This window comes from Sedimentitalea sp. (assembly GCF_039973035.1).
In the GTDB taxonomy this organism is placed as follows: Bacteria; Pseudomonadota; Alphaproteobacteria; order Rhodobacterales; family Rhodobacteraceae; genus Sedimentitalea.
Genome location: NZ_JBDWLR010000039.1, coordinates 1 through 19,482, shown reverse-complemented (window position 1 = coordinate 19,482; position 19,482 = coordinate 1). Strand labels below are relative to the sequence as shown.

Annotated in this window: 12 protein-coding genes, 1 tRNA gene and 4 pseudogenes; 12 read left to right on the top strand and 5 right to left on the bottom strand. The window is 56.1% G+C overall.

Going from position 1 to position 19,482, the window contains the following annotated elements:
* From ABJO75_RS08435 to ABJO75_RS08425, 3 genes and pseudogenes are all read left to right on the top strand, one after another.
* A partial coding sequence (locus ABJO75_RS08435; RefSeq protein ID WP_333483634.1) for a transposase occupies positions 1 to 127 on the top strand: 127 nt, incomplete at its 5' end.
* A 231-nt stretch (positions 128 to 358) separates the two neighbouring features.
* Positions 359 to 434 (top strand) — tRNA-Thr (locus ABJO75_RS08430).
* 166 nt (positions 435 to 600) lie between these two features.
* A pseudogene (locus tag ABJO75_RS08425) lies at positions 601 to 849 on the top strand (Arm DNA-binding domain-containing protein); the annotation flags it as partial.
* Positions 850 to 1,296: 447 nt separating this feature from the next.
* Here the strand turns inward: ABJO75_RS08425 and ABJO75_RS08420 are convergent.
* Together ABJO75_RS08420 and ABJO75_RS08415 are read right to left on the bottom strand one after the other, a co-directional pair.
* Positions 1,297 to 2,562 (bottom strand): IS91 family transposase, encoded by a 1,266-nt coding sequence (locus ABJO75_RS08420; protein ID WP_348129444.1) that lies wholly within the window; start codon positions 2,560 to 2,562, stop codon positions 1,297 to 1,299.
* A gap of 12 nt (positions 2,563 to 2,574) precedes the next feature.
* Positions 2,575 to 3,462, bottom strand: a complete 888-nt coding sequence (locus ABJO75_RS08415; protein ID WP_348129441.1) for a site-specific integrase — start codon at positions 3,460 to 3,462, stop codon at positions 2,575 to 2,577.
* Between the two features lie 421 nt (positions 3,463 to 3,883).
* On the opposite strand from ABJO75_RS08415, the gene ABJO75_RS08410 reads away from it, so the two are divergent.
* The 8 genes and pseudogenes from ABJO75_RS08410 (at position 3,884) to ABJO75_RS08375 (ending at position 13,997) form a co-directional block, all read left to right on the top strand.
* Positions 3,884 to 6,685: an AAA family ATPase gene (locus ABJO75_RS08410; RefSeq protein ID WP_348129439.1), complete on the top strand. Its 2,802-nt coding sequence runs from the start codon at positions 3,884 to 3,886 to the stop codon at positions 6,683 to 6,685.
* The gene (locus ABJO75_RS08405) at positions 6,685 to 7,968 is read left to right on the top strand and encodes a restriction endonuclease (protein WP_348129437.1); all 1,284 of its coding nucleotides are present in this window, start codon (positions 6,685 to 6,687) and stop codon (positions 7,966 to 7,968) included. Before ABJO75_RS08410 ends, ABJO75_RS08405 begins: the two co-directional genes overlap by 1 nt.
* A 49-nt stretch (positions 7,969 to 8,017) precedes the next feature.
* Positions 8,018 to 8,746, top strand: a pseudogene (locus ABJO75_RS08400) (glycoside hydrolase family 36 protein); the annotation flags it as partial.
* A gap of 237 nt (positions 8,747 to 8,983) precedes the next feature.
* Positions 8,984 to 9,754, top strand: a complete 771-nt coding sequence (locus ABJO75_RS08395) for an SDR family oxidoreductase (RefSeq protein WP_348129434.1) — start codon at positions 8,984 to 8,986, stop codon at positions 9,752 to 9,754.
* Between the two features lie 6 nt (positions 9,755 to 9,760).
* Complete coding sequence (locus tag ABJO75_RS08390) at positions 9,761 to 10,672, top strand: 2-dehydro-3-deoxygalactonokinase (RefSeq protein WP_348129431.1); 912 nt, start codon at positions 9,761 to 9,763, stop codon at positions 10,670 to 10,672.
* Positions 10,669 to 11,277 (top strand): 2-dehydro-3-deoxy-6-phosphogalactonate aldolase, encoded by a 609-nt coding sequence (locus tag ABJO75_RS08385; protein WP_348129428.1) that lies wholly within the window; start codon positions 10,669 to 10,671, stop codon positions 11,275 to 11,277. Before ABJO75_RS08390 ends, ABJO75_RS08385 begins: the two co-directional genes overlap by 4 nt.
* A complete protein-coding gene (locus tag ABJO75_RS08380; RefSeq protein WP_348129425.1) occupies positions 11,274 to 12,122 on the top strand; it encodes an SMP-30/gluconolactonase/LRE family protein in 849 nt (282 codons plus the stop codon). Before ABJO75_RS08385 ends, ABJO75_RS08380 begins: the two co-directional genes overlap by 4 nt.
* A pseudogene (locus ABJO75_RS08375) lies at positions 12,122 to 13,997 on the top strand (beta-galactosidase). Before ABJO75_RS08380 ends, ABJO75_RS08375 begins: the two are co-directional and overlap by 1 nt.
* A 1,444-nt stretch (positions 13,998 to 15,441) precedes the next feature.
* Here ABJO75_RS08375 and ABJO75_RS08370 read toward each other — a convergent pair.
* From ABJO75_RS08370 to ABJO75_RS08360, 3 genes are all read right to left on the bottom strand, one after another.
* Positions 15,442 to 16,221: a DUF3299 domain-containing protein gene (locus ABJO75_RS08370; RefSeq protein WP_348129423.1), complete on the bottom strand. Its 780-nt coding sequence runs from the start codon at positions 16,219 to 16,221 to the stop codon at positions 15,442 to 15,444.
* Between the two features lie 68 nt (positions 16,222 to 16,289).
* Positions 16,290 to 17,555, bottom strand: a complete 1,266-nt coding sequence (locus tag ABJO75_RS08365) for an amidohydrolase family protein (protein ID WP_348129420.1) — start codon at positions 17,553 to 17,555, stop codon at positions 16,290 to 16,292.
* Positions 17,556 to 17,964: 409 nt separating this feature from the next.
* Positions 17,965 to 18,891: an IS5 family transposase gene (locus ABJO75_RS08360; RefSeq protein WP_348432415.1), complete on the bottom strand. Its 927-nt coding sequence runs from the start codon at positions 18,889 to 18,891 to the stop codon at positions 17,965 to 17,967.
* 39 nt (positions 18,892 to 18,930) lie between these two features.
* On the opposite strand from ABJO75_RS08360, the pseudogene ABJO75_RS08355 reads away from it, so the two are divergent.
* Positions 18,931 to 19,320, top strand: a pseudogene (locus ABJO75_RS08355) (ATP-binding cassette domain-containing protein); the annotation flags it as partial.
* Positions 19,321 to 19,482: the final 162 nt, after the last annotated feature.

Sequence of the window (19,482 nt, the reverse complement as noted above, 5' to 3'; positions counted from 1 at the left end):
CAATCGCATCGAGATCATGTTCGGCAGGTTGAAAGATTGGAGACGGGTCGCGACCCGATACGACAGGTGCCCGAAGGTCTTCCTCTCCGCAATCGCGCTAGCGGCAACCGTCATCTATTGGCTATGAGTCCTGACCCTAGTTTACCCGAAGACAACATGCTTAAGCGTTCAGACGCGACAAGAGCGGCTAAACAATTGTTGAAGGCAATTCCTCAAAATACTGGTACGATTCAGTATTGCCACGCACATCACTCCTGTGTAATCAGCCAGCCAGTGGAATCAGCCGCTCAAGCTAGGTGCGTCGCATGATAGACTTGTCCCAGCTGATGTCTGCAGTGTCGCCGAGGAACAACGGCGCGCCCCTATAGCTCAGCTGGTAGAGCAACTGATTTGTAATCAGTAGGTCCGCGGTTCGAGTCCGTGTGGGGGCACCATATCTTTATCTGAAATCATCCAAAGACATCCTAAAAAGCCAGTGCTATATGGGTTTCACGGTGCTTCTTTGTCCGATGCAGTCTAACGGCATCCGGTGCGATACCCCCAGATAAGGGGTAGTTTAGGGGGTATCAAGTTTGAACCGATGAAGTGATACCCCCAGCAATGCCATTGTCAGATATTCAAATCCGCAATCTCAAACCTCGCGAAAAAGCTTACAAGGCGTCCGATTTTGAAGGGCTGTTTGTGTTGGTCAAGCCCAATGGCTCCAAACTTTGGCAATTCAAATATCGGCTTGATGGCAAGGAGCGGCTACTTTCTATCGGGGCGTATCCTGAAGTCAGCCTGGCTCAAGCGCGTAAAGTCAAAGAAGCGGCTCGGGTAAATGTTGCAGCGGGCATCGACCCTAGTGAAGCCAAACAGAAAGATAAGCGCCAACGGATAGAAGCAAAAGGCCAGACCTTTGAAAAGCTGGGCGACGCGTTTCTTGCCAAACAGCGCAAGGAAGGGATGTCGGCAGCCACCCTGTCCAAGACTGAATACCATCTGAAGATTGCTGGCCGCGACTTTGGCCGCAAGCCGATTACCGAAATCACTGCCCCAATGATCCTTAAGACCCTGCGCAAGGTCGAAGCGAAGGGCAACTACGAGACCGCGCATCGCTTGCGCGCTCGCATCGGCTCCGTTTTCCGCTTTGCAGTCGCGAGCGGGGTCGCTGAAATGGACCCGACCTATGCCCTTCGCGATGCCTTGATCCGTCCGACACGCATTCACCGTGCCGCCATTATTGAACCCAAGGCGCTGGGTCGGCTCATGCTGGCAATTGATGGTTTCAAAGGTCAGGCGGCTACGCGGACCGCGCTAAAGCTTTTGGCTATCCTCGCGCAAAGACCCGGCGAAATACGAAATGCCCAATGGGCCGAATTTAACCTTGGTGAGCGCGTATGGTGGTGCCCGCGACATCGGTTTCTGACCGCGCCGGAAGATCTCGATGATGCGCATGGGGCTGCCGCAGCAGGGACAGGGCTCGCGCAAAGTGAGAGGGGCACTCTCAGGTTTCTGCTCTGGTTCCGTGGTTTGTTCGGTGCGTTGAACACCGAGCAACGCTCGGATCTTCGTGATGTTTGTTTTGCGCGCCGCACTGGCCAACAGGCCGTAATGCCGGATGCGATGGAACCCATCGGGTAGGACATGGATCAGGAAGCGGCGGATGAACTCGGGCGTGGCCAGACGTATGACCTTTTGGCGGTCACCGGATTTAATACGGTAGTCTTTCCAGCGGAACGCAACGGTGCTGGCATCTGCGCTGACCAGGCGGTGGTTCGAGATGGCAACGCGGTGGGTGTACCGGCTCAGATACGCCAAGACCGCCTCGGGTCCTCCGAAGGGTGGTTTGGCATAGACCATCCATTCGGATTTGCGGAACGGGGCGAGCCACTGCGCGAACTTGTCCGTCTGTGCCAAGCGATTGAGGTCGCCGAAGAACACAAGCTGGCCTGCTCTGTGCAACTCCATCAGCCCCTCCAGGAACAGGCGGCGGAACAGTCGTGCCAACACCCGCACATGCAGAAAGAACCCCGGCTTGCAGGCGACCCAACTTTTGCCATCGGGTGAGAGACCGCCACCGGGGACGATCATGTGGATGTGGGGATGATGCGTGAGCGCCGATCCCCAGGTGTGCAGGACGCTGGTCAGGCCGACCTTCGCTCCGAGGCGCTTGGGGTCGGCCGCGATGGTCATCACGGTTTGCGCTGATGCGCGGAACAACAGACCGTAGACCGCCTTCTGATTCCAATAGGCAATCTGCGCGATCTCTGCTGGCAAAGTGAAGACGACGTGGAAGTATTCCACGGGCAGCAGGTCCTCGGTACGCGCCTGCATCCAATCCCGCGCGGCGGGGCCCTGGCACTTCGGGCAGTGCCGGTTCTTGCAACTGTTGTAGGCAATGTGATGATGGCCGCACCTTGTACAACCCGCCACATGCCCGCCGAGCGCCTCTGTCCGGCAGGCTTCAATCGCCGACATCACCTTGAGTTGGCCGAGACCGATATGACCCGCATTGGCCCGCCTGTATGCCGGACCATAGTTCCGAAAGATATCTGCGATCTCCAGCCGTGGGCACGGCAACTGCCCAGGTCTCTACTCCAATCCCCGCCTGGCGGTATGATCCTGCAGCTTCTCCAGCATCTCGTATGGGCTGACGGTGCCGCGGATGGTCTTGGTCGCAACGTGCGTGTAGCGCGCCGTTGTGCTGAGCTTTGAGTGACCCAAAAGCACCTGGATCACCCGGACATCAGTTCCCGCCTCGAGCAGATGCGTTGCAAAGCTGTGGCGCAAGGTGTGCAGTGTAGCGGGTTTGTTGATCCCCGCCATATGCTTGGCAGACGTGAACGCCCGGTTCAGTTGGCGCGGTGAAAGCGCCATGATCTTGGGTTTTCCGGGAAACAGCCAGCCCTCCAGTCGGGCTTCAAGCCAATAATCCCGCAACAGATCAAGTAACCCGGGCGACAGCATCGCTTTGCGATCTTTGTCGTTCTTGCCCTCGTCAACATGGATCAGCATGCGGTCACTGTCGATGTCCGCGACCTTGAGATTGCAGACTTCCGACGCGCGCAACCCAGCACCATAACTGATCCCCAAGGCCGCTCGATACTTCAGCCCTGGTCCGGGAACCGCCGCCAAAAGGTCGCCAACCTCCTCGACGCTCAAAACAACCGGCAACTTCTTCGCCTTGCGCCGGAACTGCATGTATCGCTTCATCTCTTCGCGCGCGCAGGTCACACCAAAGAAGAACCGCAACGACACGATCCTGGCGTTAAAGACGCCGGTCGAGACCCCGGTATCGGTCATGTGAAGCTGATATGCGCGCAGCTCATCTGGCGTCGCAGTCTCAGGTGATCGCCCAATGAACTCAGCAAAGTATCGGACCGCCCTGATGTGCGCTTGCTGTGTCTTGGGGGCCATTCCACGGATGCGCATATCTTCGATCATCCGCTCACGCAGTGGCGTTGTCTTCTCCTCTTTCATGAGGTCCTCCTGTCATCAGATTGTGAAACCTCAATCGTCAGACAGGTCAGCCAGATTACAAAATGCGCACCGTTAGGATCGGTTCAAAACCTCAGCCACAAGCGCCATTGCCGCGATAGCGGCTTCGTCCTCCCGAAACCCGCCATTCACGCATCGCGCCGCATTTTCGAATGGTGAGGTCGGGCACAGGAATGAGGTGAACATTCGCTGCGGCTACGTCAAAGTTTGCTTGTCCCTGGATCGAGGACATATAGACAAGGAATATTCGAATTTCGCGTTGTGTTCACAAGATTATCCCGCAAGGATCGCGGGTGACTGCTTAATTGTGAGGTCTTTTCTGCAACGAAGCCTGCCGAAATCATCCGGATTGCAAAGGGCGTAAACGATGCGGCAGTCTCGGCCTGATTATTGAAAGTTAAAGATGCAAGAACCTGAATTTCGAAAATGGCTCGAAGCCAAGGGGCAGAGTGAAAGATCGGTAGAAGCCAGAATTAGCACCGCGCGCCGCGTTGAGAATGCGGTGGGTGATTTAGATAAGATTCTGGAGATCCAAAAAATAGAAGACATATTACAACAGTTTGCCTATAGCTCCAACGATGAAAGGGAGAACGCTCCCAATCCATCACCTGTGCAGATTGATGGCAATCTAAGGAATGGTTTGGCAAGCCTGCGCCAATCCATCAGCCTATATGCTGACTTTGTTCGCAACAGCTCATCCATGCCCAACAAACTGGAACACTCACAATATCTTCGAGAGCTGACCAAATCTGAAATTCTTGCGGCCATGGACGACTGTGACATGGAAGGGCTCGAAGCATTTTTGCAGAAACGCAGCTTTGCAAAACCGCAGGTCTGGACAATCCGATCCATCGCTGAGGCAGAACATAGCGATGATGAACCGCAGCTCTATCCAGCGAAGGCGATCGCAGCCGCGGCTATCGAAAAATTGCCAGGTGGACCTACCTTAGCGGCAAAGGAGTTCTTCAACGGCTTCGGCGAAAGCCAGTCTTTCGAGCGATTGAAAGAGCTGGGCTTTGAATTGATAGACAACCGGCAAGAACGGGACAACACCGCGTTGTTCTCTCGCAAAAATATTGAAACCGCTATGGTGGCGTACGATGAGTTTGAAGAGACGGGCGCGCATGCTGACATCTTCTCATCGTTCGGCACTCCAAAAGACTTTTGGGTTCGCTCAACATTGGACACAGCCAAAGGCCCCTATCCGACGAAGCCCGTAGTTGGTTTTGTTTTAAAAAAGAAAAAACTTAACGGCGGATGGTCAACTGGTGCAGCGGCAGCACACCTCCACAATGCTGGCTTCATTATTGTCGATCAGGACAACACCCCTGTGGAGCCGCCAGAGCGCTATAGCCACCTCATTCGAGATGCCGACCGTATCAGAGCTTGCGCACTGAACTACCATATCGAACCTGCCCGGGAGGCGGGACAGGCGTCCGTTACGATCAGAGCTGGAGATTTTGGAAAAGAAATAGGTCTGCAAAACTCTCATCCTAACATTTGCAGCGCGCTCTTGGGTCCAAAGTTTCAAGAGATGACAGGCCTGCCCAAACCCACCTACACAGAACCACAGCCAAGCAGCACGACCGAATTCACCTATCAATTGACCAGTTCCCTCGGGGCGACCATGCCCGAAACTACAACATGGCCAGAACAGAGACTAGATATGGAGCAAGCGAAAAACCTGATCCTCTACGGCCCCCCAGGCACAGGTAAAACACATGCAACAGCGACCGAGGCGTTGCGCCTCTGTGGTGAACAGGTACCGCAAAACCGCAAGGCTGTGATGGAGACTTACAACCGCCTCAAAGCGGAAAAGCGGATCGAATTTGTAACCTTTCACCAATCGATGTCCTACGAGGATTTTGTAGAAGGCCGCCAACCTACCACCGATGCGGAGAAAGACAGCGGGTCTGGAACCGGTTTTAGGTTGCAAACAGTTCCAGGCGTTATTCGGCGAATGGCAGAGCAAGCTCAATTCGGCGCAGCCGAAACCAGTGGAGACGATGACTTTTCCTTGGAGGGCAGACAGGTTTTCAAAATGTCCATTGCCGCCGGAAATATTCCATCTGAACAATACCTGTTCGATGAGGCAATTTCAGAAGGTCACACCCCTTTGGGCTGGGAAGACATCGATTTCAGCGATCCCAAATACACCGACCCTGAAGAAATTTTGAAGATATGCCGCGCCGAGGGGCGCCGCGAAGGGCCTGTTACTAAACAATCCGGCCAAGTCGCCCTTGTCGATGCCTTCCGCAACCAAGTTCAGGTCGGCGATATTATAGTCGTTTCAAAAGGCAACAGCCTGTTCCGAGCAATTGGCGAAGTGACGGGGGAATATGAATATAGTCCACGAGAAAGCCGGATATATTGCCACCGGAGGGCTGTTAACTGGCTCTGGGTAGACCGCCAAGGACTTCCTGTACCAGAGGTTTACGACTCAAATTTCACCATGCGTTCGATCTATCGCCTTGGGGAAAGCAAGCTAAAGAAGTCCGCCCTTCTCCGGCTGATCAACGGGGTAAATGAAGATACAGTTCTCGAACAGCTCCCGCATGTACTTATTATTGATGAAATCAATCGTGCCAACATTTCGAAAGTCTTCGGTGAATTGATTACTCTGATCGAGCCGGACAAACGGTTGGGCATGGAAAATGCTCTGAAGGTACGCCTGCCCTACTCTGGCGAGGACTTCGGACTACCCAGCAATCTGCATATCCTTGGCACTATGAATACCGCTGACCGTTCGATTGCGCTCCTCGACACCGCACTGCGTCGAAGGTTCGAATTCAAAGAGATCGAACCTGATCCTGAAACCCTCCGCGACGCGGCACGGCGTTGCGGGCTCGACCTGCCCAAGATTTTACGCGTCATCAACAATCGTATTGAGTACCTATATGACCGTGAGCACCGGATCGGGCATGCCTATTTCATTGGCTGCGCATCCCGCAAAGATGTTGACCAAACAATGCGCCATAAGGTGATCCCTCTTCTGGCCGAATACTTCTTCGAGGATTGGCACAAGGTTGCCGCAGTGTTGGGGGATGCCGAGGCGCATGAAGGGCCAATCATTGGCGGCTTTCTGAAGCGAGAGCTGTTAAAGGCACCTCCTGGCATGGACAGTGAAGCGGATGGCCCAACCCGGTTCCGCTGGAGCCTGAAGGATGCAGATGAAGGCTTTGCCTATGCTCGATTGACCGACTGATGAACCATTTCAGCATCCGCGAATGGGAGAAAATCGCCTTTGGAAAGGACAGCGACCCCATTTCCGAAGGTCAGGCCGAACGATTGGCGAAAGTGGCACGCAATTCTGCATTTTCGGGCAGCAACGGCGAAGGTGTTTTGGAACACCGCAGAAAACACCTGCGTGCTCGGGGTGTGGTCGGGGTGATTTCCTCCGCAGATTGCCAACTTGAGATACTCCCCAAAATTGATGCCTCAGGGGAGCAATACGCAGCGCCAGAAACTCTCCGTCGCCGTCTTGTTCACATGCTGTCCGTGGCGCGCGATCTTCGCATTGATGCACAAACAACAGCGAGTCTGGGTTGGCAACGCGATACCCTGCTTGAGATCCTGATCAGGATATTCTGCCAAAAAATGACCGAAGCTGTACGGCACGGGATTCCGCGGCGCTACATCGCGCACACGGATGATCTGCCAGCCGTACGTGGGCGTCTGAATGTCACAAGGCAGTTTTCTGTTCTGGCGGCACAGCCTCAGCATCTGGCTTGCCAGTATGATGAGCTCTCTCCGGACATTGACCTCAATCGCGTCATGAAGGCCGCAATTTCTAAACTGTCCCGCGTTGCGACGGCCGCAGACAACCTGCGGTCTTTGCGCGAACTCTCTTTTGCTTACGCTGACATCACCAATGTAGCACCATCTGCGCTTCGGTGGGATCGAATTACCCTTGATCGCACCAATGACAGATGGCGAGAGTTACTGTCACTTGCCAAATTTCTTTTGGGCGATCGTCACCAAACAACGAATGCGGGGGCCAGCGACGGCCATGCACTCTTATTCGAAATGAATGTACTTTTTGAGGAATATGTCGCCAAGCTCCTCAAACGGGGGCTTGCTGGCACCCCGTTCAGAGTTACCTCACAAGGAGGTCAGCGGGACTGCTTGTTTGAGGGGGAGCAAGGTCGATTTAGAACACGCCCCGACATCCTAATTCGTCACAAGGATGATGTTATCATGGTCATCGACACAAAATGGAAGCGCATATCTCCCCGCATCGAGGATGCAAAACAAGGCATCAGCCAAGGCGATGTGTACCAAATGATGGCATACTCACAGCTCTATGCATGCGACCGTGTCATGCTGCTGTATCCGCATCACCAAGGGTTATCTGCCACCCCGCCGCAGCAGACTTATGCAATCGGTACTGCCGGGGCCCCAAGGAAGCTCTTGGTATCCACCATTGACGTATCACGAAGACACTCACTGGTAACAGCATCACTGGCACATTTGGTCAGGACAGCATAGCTGACCTTGGCGCAGGCATCAGCATCGTGATGGTGCCCTTCGGACGACTGTGTTGCATAGGTCGAGTATTCACCGGAACGCGCCCTTACCCGAGGTGCGCGAATTCCTGTTCGAACGCGTCGGTAACGTATTGCGCGACAATGCAATCGACTACGTGAAATGGGATCACAACCGGGTTATTCCGATGTCGGATGCCGACCAAACACGAGGGTCCTACGATCTGCTTGAACGATTGCGCCGTGCGTTCCCAGATGTCGAAATCGAAAGCTGCGCATCGGGCGGCGCGCGCATCGATTTTGGGATTCTGTCGCGCACCCAGCGGGTCTGGCTTTCCGACAGCAACGACGCCTTGGAGCGTCTGAAAATGCAGCACAACGCGGCAATCTTTTTGCCGATGGCAGTCACCGGCAGCCATGTTGGTCCAGGGACCTGCCATACGTCCGGGCGCACGCTGGATATCCGGTTTCGCGCTTGGGTCCTCGCGCAGAGGCACAAGGGGTTTGAGATGGACCCGCGCGAACTTTCCAACGACGAAACTGCGGTATTGAAAGAGGTCACATCGTGGTGGAAAGCCAACCGGAACTGGATCTACTGCGCTGACATCCTGCGACTGGACAGCCCGGACCCGGCCGTGATCGCGGAGCAGCAACTCGCCGAAGCTGGCGGCAACTTTGTCGTCTTTGCCGGGAAAGCAGGAACATCAAGCCAGATCGTGCCGCGCCCCCTGACGCTGACCCGGTTGACCCCGGATGAGAAATACCGGGTCGAGCTGATCAATGAGAGGCGCGTATGGCCTTGGCATGGTATGCCCGGCATGGATGGGTCCCTCTGCCGGTATTGGATGAAAAATCTCGGCATCTTATGGAGTTGCCGATTATGTGGCCAGACGAAACTGATAAATGGCCCGCCGCAACGCGGTTTCGGACCCTTCTGGCGATGGATATGAACCATGTATCGCAGCCCTTGATTTCCATTTCGACCGATACTCCCGCCCTGTGACAAGAGAGAGCTACTGATGACCCAGACCGCAACATTTCACGACCTCGCAGGCAAAAGCGTTTTTGTCACCGGTGGCGGAGCGGGCATCGGCGCTCATCTGACCGATGGGTTGATGGCGCAAGGGGCCAAAGTCACTTTTGTCCAGCGCTCCGATGCAACCGGATTTACCGACCAAATGCAGCAGAAACACGGTGAACGGCCGCTCTTCATGCAGTGCGACGTTACCGATATCGAACGTCTGAAAACCTGTATCACCGACGCGGGCAAGGCGCATGGCCCGGTGACGGTCCTTGTCAACAACGCCGCCAATGACCAGCGCCACGCCACCGAAGAAATCGATGCAGAATTCTGGGATTGGTCGCAGGCCGTAAACCTGAAGGCCTATTTCTTTGCCTGTCAGGCGGTGATTGGGGGCATGCGTGCGGCTGGTGCCGGCTCGATCATCAACTTTACGTCGATCAGCTATATGATGGGCAATGCGGGCTATCCTGCGTATACCACGGCAAACTCTGGTATCAATGGCATGACCCGCAGTCTTGCGCGCGAGTTCGGCGCGGACAAGATCAGGGTCAACGCGCTTGCACCCGGGTGGGTGTTGACCGACAAGCAGAAAAAAATGTGGGTCACGCCCGAGGCGCTGAAAGCGCATCTTGAACGGCAATGCCTGAAAGATACACTGGACCCTAAGGATATGGTGGATGCTGTGCTTTTCCTTGCCTCCAACACCAGCCGGATGATGACGGGTCAGGCACTGGTCGTCGATGGCGGCGTCGCAACAACGGGGTAGTTTGAGTTGTCCAAACGTGCAGACTGGATAGCGGTAGATTGGGGAACCTCAAATCTTCGCGCTTGGGTTTTTGGGCCTGACGATACGCTGATCGCGCGGCTTGCCTCGGATCTTGGCATGGGCGCGCTGACGCCGGATGCTTTTGAGGGCGTCTTGCTGGATCTGATTACCCCGCATTTGGGCGATGCGGTTACGCCGATCATCTGCTGTGGGATGGTGGGCGCGCGCCAAGGCTGGAAAGAAGCGACCTATGTCACCGTGCCCTGCGCCCCGCCTGGTGTGGGCGAGGCCACCAAGGTGCCGGCAACCGACCCGCGCATAATGCCGGTGATCCTGCCGGGTATGCAGCAATCCGCGCCCGCTGACGTGATGCGTGGCGAAGAGACCCAGATCGCCGGATACATCGCCGAAAACCCCGATTTCGACGGAGTGATCTGCCTCCCCGGCACCCATACCAAATGGGCTCAGATTAGCGCCGGAGAGGTTGTGAGTTTCCGCACCTTCATGAGTGGTGAAATGTTTGCACTACTGTCGGAACAATCGGTCTTGCGCCATTCGGTTCAGTCCAAAGACTGGGACGATGAGGCATTTTCCGACGCGGTCAGCGATGCGCTCGGCACTCCGCAAAACCTTGCCTCGCGCCTGTTTGGTCTGCGCGCCGAAACATTGGTCAACGACATGCTGCCGGGCACCGCAAGATCGCGGTTGTCGGGCCTGCTGATTGGTCTCGAACTGGCGGGCGCGCGCCCATATTGGTTGGGTCAACGGATTGCGGTGGTCGGTGACCCAAGACTCTCGCGGCTTTATGAGATCGCACTTGGTTGCCAAAGCGTTCCGGTGGAAATGGGCGATGGTGACGCGATGACGCTTGCCGGTCTCAAGGCGGCACACAGACGTTGGAAGGAAAACGTGAAATGACCCGGAATATTGTTGCGATCCTGCGCGGGATCACCCCGGCAGAGGCGCTTGAGCTGGGCGGTGCCTTGATCGACTGTGGTATCACCAAGATCGAGGTGCCGCTGAATTCTCCTGATCCGTTCGACAGCATCGAAAAACTGGCACGCACGTTTGGCGATCACGCGCTGATTGGTGCGGGGACTGTCTTGACACCGGACGATGTAACGAGGCTGCACGAGGTCGGGGGCGCGCTAGTGGTTTCGCCCGATTGCAACCCGGCTGTCATCGAGGCAACCAAAGCCGCAGGAATGCTGTCCTTTCCCGGTGTCATGACGCCAACCGAATGTTTCACCGCACTGCGCCACGGTGCTGATGGTCTGAAGTTCTTTCCCGGCACACTGGTCGGTCCCGAAGGCGTAAAGGCCATCCGCGCCGTCCTGCCCAAAGGCACCCAAGTGCTCGCTGTCGGCGGAGCCGGTCCGGAAAACTTTGCCGAGTGGAAAGCCGCTGGTGCAGATGGTTTCGGTATTGGCAGCGCTCTCTACAAACCCGGGTTCACCGTCGATGACATACGTCAGCGCGCCTCTCGGATGGTCGCGGTCTATGACGAAGTCTTCGCACCATGAAGGTGACGACCTTCGATCCGCGCGTCTGCGCGTTGGGCGAAGGTCCGCTCTGGCATCCCGAACGTCAGCAGCTTTTCTGGTTTGATATCATCACTAAACGCCTGCTCAGCCGTCAGGGTGATACATCGCTCGAATGGCAGTTCGATCGCCATGTCTCTACCGCCGGTTGGGTGGACCGTGACAGGCTGATGATTGCCAGTGAAACCGACCTCTTTCTATTCAACATCGAAACCGGAGCCTCGGATACGCTCTGCCCGCTGGAGGCCGATCAGGTCTCGACCCGGTCCAACGACGGCCGTGCGGATCCGTGGGGCGGCTTCTGGATCGGGACGATGGACAAGGAGGCCGCGCCGCAAGCCGGTGCAATTTATCGCTGGTACAAGGGCGAATTGCACCCACTGGTTCACGATCTAACCATTCCCAACGCGATCTGTTTTTCGCCTGACCGAAAATATGCGTTCTATACCGACACCCCGGCGCACCAGATCATGCGTCAGCCGCTCAAGGCCGATGGTTGGCCCACCGGGGCGGCAGAGGTTTTTGTCGATCTGAACGAAGCGGGTCTGAACCCGGATGGCGCGGTCATCGACGCCGAGGGATGCCTGTGGAACGCGCAATGGGGAGCGGCCAGGGTGGCACGATATTCCCCCGATGGTGCCGAGTTGATGGCCGTCGCGATGCCGGCGATGCAAATGACTTGCCCCGCGTTCGGCGGCCCCGATCTTACCACGCTGTTTGTCACGTCCGCCGCCGAAGGTATCGACAGTCCGACCGAGAACCAGGGGAAGACGTTCTCGATCCGGCTTGGCCAAAGTGGCGAGCAGGAACATCGCGTGATCATCTGATGAAGCGTACTCTCGGCACTTGCTACTACCCGGAACACTGGCCCCGCGAGATGTGGGAGGATGACACCCGCCGCATGGTCGACCTAGGGCTAACATGGGTACGGATCGGAGAATTTGCTTGGTCGCGTCTTGAACCTCAGCCGGGTCAGTACGAATTTGGCTGGCTTTACGATGCCATCTCTGTTCTTGGCGCTGCAGGCCTGCGGGTGGTGCTGGGCACACCAACAGCCACCCCGCCGCGCTGGATGATAGATCGACATCCCGACATGCTGGCCGTCGATGCCGAGGGGCGGCAGCGCAGGTTCGGGTCGCGCCGACATTATTGTTTCAGCCATGCCGGCTACCGTGCCGAATGTGCCACCATTGTAACCCGGCTCGCCGAACGATACGGGCAAAACCCGCATGTCGCCGCGTGGCAGACCGACAACGAATACGGTTGTCACGACACGACCATTTCCTACAGCACGGCGGCTCGCTCGGCCTTTCGCAGCTGGTTACGAAACCGATATCCGGGTCAGGGCAACGATGGTGACATCGCAGCTCTGAACGCTGCATGGGGCAACGTATTCTGGTCTATGGAATATGACGACTTTGACCAGGTCGACCTTCCGAACCTGATAGTAACCGAACCCAACCCGTCGCACACGCTGGCCTTCCGCCGGTTCAGTTCGGATCAGATTGCAACGTTCAACCGCCTGCAGACTGACATTATCCGCAGACATTCCTCCGCTCCGGTTGCGCATATCGACATGGGCCAGATCATTGATTTTGATCACTTCAAACTGGGTGCGGATCTGGGTATCGCCACATGGGACATGTTATCCGCTGGGGTTCCTCGAAGACCGGGTTGGAGCAGACGCCGCGCGGCAACGCACCTATGCACCTCAAGGGGACCCGGATTTTCAGGCGTTTCACCACGATCTTTATCGCCCGGTGGGCAGAGGCCGCTGGTGGGTGATGGAGCAACAACCCGGCCCGGTGAACTGGGCGCCATACAACCCTGCCACGATTCCGGGCATGGTTCGGCTTTGGTCTTGGGAAGACTTTGCCCATGGAGCCGAGGCGGTCTGTTATTTCCGCTGGCGTCAGGCTCCTTTCGCGCAGGAGCAGATGTATTCGGGATTGCTGCGTTCCGACAATGTCGATGCACCCGGAATGGCAGAGGCACGACAGGTCGCAGAAGAGATGCGAAACGCGCCGGACGTCTCGCAAGGCCGCTCGCCGGTTGCGTTGATTTTCGACTATGATGCCGATTTCGCTTGGGCAACCCAACCGCATGGCCAAGGGCTCAGCTATTTCGCGCTGGTGTTTGACACCTATCGCGCGATGCGCGGCCTTGGCTTGTCGATCGATATTCTGCCTTCTGATACACGAGATTTCTCTGGCTACAGGTTTGTCGCCGCACCCGGGCTGATCCGCATGACCGAGGCATTAAGGGTCGCACTTGCCACCTCTGATACGCAGGTGATTTTAGGGCCACGAAGCGGCGCACGAACTGATGAGATGGGGCTTCCCACGCCATTGCCGCCGAATTTTCCTAATTTGAATGTTACCGTGTCACGGGTCGAAAGTTTGCGTCCTGATATGCCTGTGGCTCTCGCAAAGGGCGGTCAAGTGATACACTATCGCGAAGTGCTGGAAGGCGACTGCCAAGTGATTGAACGAACCACCGACGGCTCTGCGGTTGCTGTGAAGAACGCGAGTTTGACATATCTCGGCGGTTGGCTGGATCAGCAGGCACTCCGGAGACTGTTCAGCAGAGCATTTGAGGCACGAAAGCTCGACACGATCGAATTGCCGGATGGGGTGCGCATCCGCGATATCGGCAGTGAGCGGTTTTGGCTCAACTACAGTTCATGGCCCGTGGTTGTCTAAGGCGTAAGGCTCGCACAAGCAGATGTTCATCGTCAGCAACTGGCCAAATAGAACAGCCTCGCCAAAGCTGTTTAAGTAACCCTTGGTGCACCATGCCTGCGATGTGCGAAGGCCCCTCTTCCCTGAACAGTTTCCTTTTACGGACTCTGTGACGGGGATGCCGAAGGCAGTTGAGAACGACGATGCCGATCGGGTTCTCCGCGGCATGGGGCCTACAGCTGACGTTCGGTATCAGGCTGAGAAAGTTCGAACCATGCAGCCTCAACATGGTTCCATGAAACGGGAAGTGGATCACGAGCTTGGAGGTTGAGTTGGAGAAAATCAGATTTATCTAAGGTTGCGTAAATGCATACTTCAAGGTACCCATATCTCGAGGTATGTGTTTAATAGTAAAGAACAAAATTGGCACAATACCTAACAACCCAAACTAAAACCAATTTGTATGGAACCTAGAATAATGATTAAAATTTGGTCAATAAGCTGCTTAGCGCTCTCCCTCTTAGTAGCAACCGCAGCCTCAGCTGTTGACGGACATATCGAAGGGGACAAGTGTTATTCGAATGCAGGACCGGGTGAAATCCAAGGAGCCAATGGCAGCGCGTCATGTGGTAACGGCGCGAGCTGTAACTATATGACCGGATCCTGTAAAATCGGACTCGCAGGCCCCGATTCTACAGTATTGCAAGGCGGCGCGGTAAAAGCTGAACGGAACGTTGGCACCAAAAGTCTGCAACTCCAGAGCAAGTAAGAATGCAGTCAGCCTGAACTTTCGGTTAGAATCATTCAAGCGAGCTCATATCAAGTTGGGCTCGTTTTTCTTTCTCTAGCGTTAGCAATGCGGATCGTATCCGCTTCCGACTGACAGCGGTCGTCCGTTTAACCTGAAGCAACAGGCAATCGCTACTGGAACGAAAAAACACAGTGGCCCCCGGCAAACCCGCAAAGGGTCTGCCGATGGTAGTCTGATGTTGGTCGTCGATGGACGACGTAGTCAGCCAGCCATTGCCAGTAGGCGTCAGCGCCGGCGATGCGATCCAAGAACTGAACCACCTAGGGGTAATCTGACCACCGATGACGGTCTATGGGGCGGGAGTGCCATGGATTCTCTATGTCAGCCGCTGGTCACGACTCTCAAGTAGGAAGGGGGGAAGGCATGTAGGGTTGTGTTATCGCGCCTCTACCCTACCGCGTCTATTCAGTACTTATACCTATTACCCTCCTCACTTCCTACCCTATCAGAGTAAGAGGTAAGTCCGGGTGCCACGGGTGCCGACATTACCGGGGGCATTTTCCGAAAAGGTGCGGTATTCGAGCTGGAAGTGCATCGCTGCATTTGCAGCGCCCGGCTTCGCCAGTTCCTTGGCCAGCTCGTCAACGTTGAGCCCAACCTAAGCCTTTACTGGTGAAGCAAATACGTGTGCCGAAAATGCCGGAAACAGACGTTTCAATCGCCCGTTCCTTGTTGCTGAATTGGCAATTGTCCGGATGCGCGCAGACGCTTCACCAAGGATGTCGCCCATTCACTCGACGCTTCACTGTCCGCGCGCAGATCCTGCATCGTTTCAACACGGCTTACGTCAAGGACAAAGCTGGACCGCATTTGCACGTCGCCATCCACCACTCGGAAAGATTGGTTTGTCTCCTGAACCGACAACGTTCCACTTAGCCGCACGGGTTCGTGCATCATGCTAGGACGCCAGTCGCTGTTGATGCGTGCGCGGATCATTTGATTGGCGTTGGGCGGCGGCATGTGACTGCACATCCCCCGTGCGGGCACGAGGTAGACAACTTGCGCCCCGTCCTCATCCGCCGGAGCCGGGATGGCAAACCCGGCGAGGGACACGGTTTGACCATCAAGGTTGGAGTTGGCTGAAGTGGCTGCCTTTTCTCGGCGTTCGGCAACGACCCAGCGTTGTGCGACCAGCCAGTCCGCGTCGATCCCGTCTTGTGCGAGCCGCTCTCTGGCCTCTTCGATCCGAGATTCGGATTGTGCGTTTGTGTCCCCGCCGAGGCCTCCCTGCTCGATCTTTGAAGTCTCGGCGACAATTTCGCGCAGGTCATCGATCTGATCGTAGGTCAGGTCACGATAGGGGTCGTCGAACGTCTGCGCCGATTGATCCATCAGGTCTGCCCAGTCGATCGGCTTGCTATCGCTCGCCCCTGCGGGAGTGGCACCCAAAAGAGCGATGAGGGTAGCACAGCGCAATGATGAAAACAGGTCCATAAGGGGTCTCATATCTGGGTTCTGGTTAAAACGGGGCGGCCCAAGGAAAACACTGCCCCGCATATCACTTAGTTCAGAGTGTTCTTGTAGATCACGCCGTCCTTCATGATCAGGCGGATGGTCTCGGGGCTATCGGGGCGCGGGTCTGCGCCGAACCATTGGTCGCCGGTGCCCACCACCGCGAAATCCTCAAGCGGATTGCCGTCGATCAACAGGATATCGGCATAGGCCCCTTCTTCGATCACACCAAGCTTGCCTGCGGGATAGGGGTTCATGAAATCTCCGGACATGGCGGCGATCTCGCCTCCGACCGAGGTCAGCGCAACCAGCGACGTGTAGGCGCCAAAGAACTCGTTCGCGAGGTACTTCTCATAGGCAATCTGGATGTTACAGGCATCTACGCTGCCCACGCAATCCGTGTGATGGCCGCGCTTCGCGGGGCACTCGCGCATATTATCGAGGTAATCCGTAAAGGCCGCGCTTGCGCTTTTTGCCTTTGCAAGGCTTGCCGGAACATCCCTGACTGCCGGGATATTCAGAAGGCCGGGGTCAAAGGCCGTCAGGTTCGTCGTAATATACGCGTCCTTCTCCGCCATCAGGGCGGAGATTTCGCAGTCGAACATAAAGCCGTGTTCGATCGAACGGACGCCTGCGTTCAGCGCATTCACGATCGCTTCTTTCCGGTATGAATGCGCCATGACATAGCTGCCATACTCGCTTGCAACCTGCACGGCTGCCTCGATTTCTGCCTGAGAACCGGCGACGAGCTGCCAAGGGTCAAAAGCCGAAACGACACCACCCGATTGCATGAATTTCAACTGGCTGGCCCCCATGCGGAAATTGTTCCGCCCGAACTTCTGCACATCCGCAACACTATCAACTTCCTGCGCCATGTTCAGGCGGCTGAAATTGGAGGGGGCCCCGACCGGGGCGGTAAAACTCGCGAAGTCGGCATGACCGCCGCGTGTGCCGAGAAATGCGGCTGACGGATACACACGCGGCCCGTCGATCATTCCTGAATCGATTGCGCGTTGCAGGCCGGCATTGGCGCCGCCCGCGTCGCGCACCGTCGTGAACCCCTGCATAAGATACATTTCGGCAGATGCCACACCTGAAATTGCAAGGTCTTCCCAAGTGCTGTTCGCTTCCATCGACGGAAGTGTTGGCCCCGGCAGTTGCAGGTGCACATGATTATCGATGAAGCCCGGTGTCAGGGTCCGACCGCCACCGTCGATGATTGTGGCGCCCTTGGCGTCGATGTCGTCTGTCGAAACCATCTTGATCAGGTTGCCCTCGACCAGAACACTTGCGTTCTCGATCCGGGCTTCGTTCACCCCGTCAAAGACATGGACATTGGTGAAAAGGATCGTCGGGGACCCGTTTTCTTCCTGCGAGGTTGCCGAAGTTGCCGTAGCGGCGACCAGCGCGAGACTGGCAATCGAGTTGAGGTTTAGTCTCCCAATGAATCAGACCCCTGTGCCGGGGTTTCGACCTGAAGGTGAAACATAGCACTCAGAATGTGTCTGTCCTGTCTTTTGGGCGCAATAAAGGTCGGAAGTTTACCCGCCAGGACAGATTGGGGTGACTGTGTTGCATAGGTCGAGTATTCACCGGAACGCACCCTTACCCATGAACTTTCTCACGTGACCGCCTCGAATTCGGGGCGGCCCAGATTGGTCATTTCATTAAGAACGCTGACGCCGATCCTAACTTCGGTCTTCTGGTTTTCGAAGTTTCGCGCTTTCAGTTTTGGCCCAATGACACCCTTCCATCGTCCCGTTCGTTGCTCGGCAGTGCATGCGCAGCATGCATGAGAGGGTGTGTTTCACCGCGGCTCCGTTGATTGTATCCGCTGCTGGATTGCCAGGCGATGCGGCCGTGAGCTTGTATCGCGGCGATGTGGTGGTCTCGAAGCGATGGATCATGCACCGATTGCGGGCTTGGGATTGCGTTCTTCGGAGGCGGAATGATGACTTCTACGGCGTTCCCGAAACGCGCGTTGAGCAGACCGGTGATCGGCGCGCCGTCGTAAGCACCATCTGCCGGAAACCGAGAAACTGGCGCGTCGACCTGATCCAGCAGCCCGGGCAAAGCTGTCGGATCGCGAACGTCATCCAGCGTCAGATCTGCGCAGACGATCTCACCGGTCAAAAGGTCGAGGCCGAGGTGCAGCTTGCGCCAGGATTTGCACCTGGCCTTTGTTTTATGCTTTTCCCGCAACCACTCGCCTTCGCCGAATATCTTCAGCCCGGTACTATCGACCACCAGATGGACTGGCTCGCTTCTTCGGGTTCGAGATTTTACGGGAAGGTTCAATCCTCGACCACGGCGTGACAAAGTTGAGAAATTCGGCACGGGAATATCCAAACCTATCAGTCTCACTATGCCCCGCATCAACCCTTGTGTCTGGCGCAACGGCTGCTTGTAAACCAAGCCCAACGTCAGGCAAATGGTGATCGCGATATCCGAGTATCGTAGTTGACCACCTCCTGATTTCTGGCGGGGTGCCGTCCAATGTCTAAGCGCGTCGGTGTCGAGCCAGACTGTCAAATCACCGCGTTGCCGAAGGCTTTCATTATACTCTGCCCAATTCATCACTCGATACCGCTTCTTATCAAACTTGTGCCGTCGGCAAGCGTTGAACTTGTGAGGCATCAGGGAAATCCGCACTGCTGATAAAGTGCTTCGTTATCAGTCCAACCCAGACCCATGCAACAACACCTCACCGACGTAGGTCTCAATCGCAAGCCCGCGGCACTTTCGGGCGGCCAGCGCCAGAGGGTCTCGATCGGGCGCGCGATTGTGCGTGGGACCGAGGCGTTTCTATTCGACGAACCGCTGTCCAACCTTGATGCCGAATTGCGCGTCGAAATGAGGGTCGAGATTGCACGCCTCCACAAGGAAATTGTCGCGACAATGATCTATGTGACCCACGATCAGGTCAAAGCTATGTCACTTGCGGACAAGATCGGCGTATTGCGCAGCGGCAACATCGAACAGGTCGGTGCGCCGCTGGAGTTACATCGCAATCCGAACAACAAGTTCGTGGCTGGCTTTATCGGCTCGCCTGCGATGAATTTTCTGGACGGCGTAATCAAGGATGGCCTAGTGTATGTGTCGGGCTTGAATGACATCTGTGGGTGGCTCCTGCATTGCAAGTGTTTTCTGGTGATATGCGCGGTCATTTTCGTCAGTACTGTCGTCTGTCCGGCCTGTTTATGTTTTGGCATTGCCTCCACTGGCCCTGATGAATTCCGCAAG

Excerpts from the sequence above, each read along its gene's own strand:
- ABJO75_RS08415 (WP_348129441.1), bottom strand. The coding sequence starts at position 3,462 with ATGAAAGAGGAGAAGACAACGCCACTGCGTGAGCGGATGATCGAAGAT.
- ABJO75_RS08410 (WP_348129439.1), top strand. The coding sequence starts at position 3,884 with ATGCAAGAACCTGAATTTCGAAAATGGCTCGAAGCCAAGGGGCAGAGT.
- ABJO75_RS08405 (WP_348129437.1), top strand. The coding sequence starts at position 6,685 with ATGAACCATTTCAGCATCCGCGAATGGGAGAAAATCGCCTTTGGAAAG.
- ABJO75_RS08395 (WP_348129434.1), top strand. The coding sequence starts at position 8,984 with ATGACCCAGACCGCAACATTTCACGACCTCGCAGGCAAAAGCGTTTTT.
- ABJO75_RS08385 (WP_348129428.1), top strand. The coding sequence starts at position 10,669 with ATGACCCGGAATATTGTTGCGATCCTGCGCGGGATCACCCCGGCAGAG.
- ABJO75_RS08380 (WP_348129425.1), top strand. The coding sequence starts at position 11,274 with ATGAAGGTGACGACCTTCGATCCGCGCGTCTGCGCGTTGGGCGAAGGT.
- ABJO75_RS08370 (WP_348129423.1), bottom strand. The coding sequence starts at position 16,221 with ATGGACCTGTTTTCATCATTGCGCTGTGCTACCCTCATCGCTCTTTTG.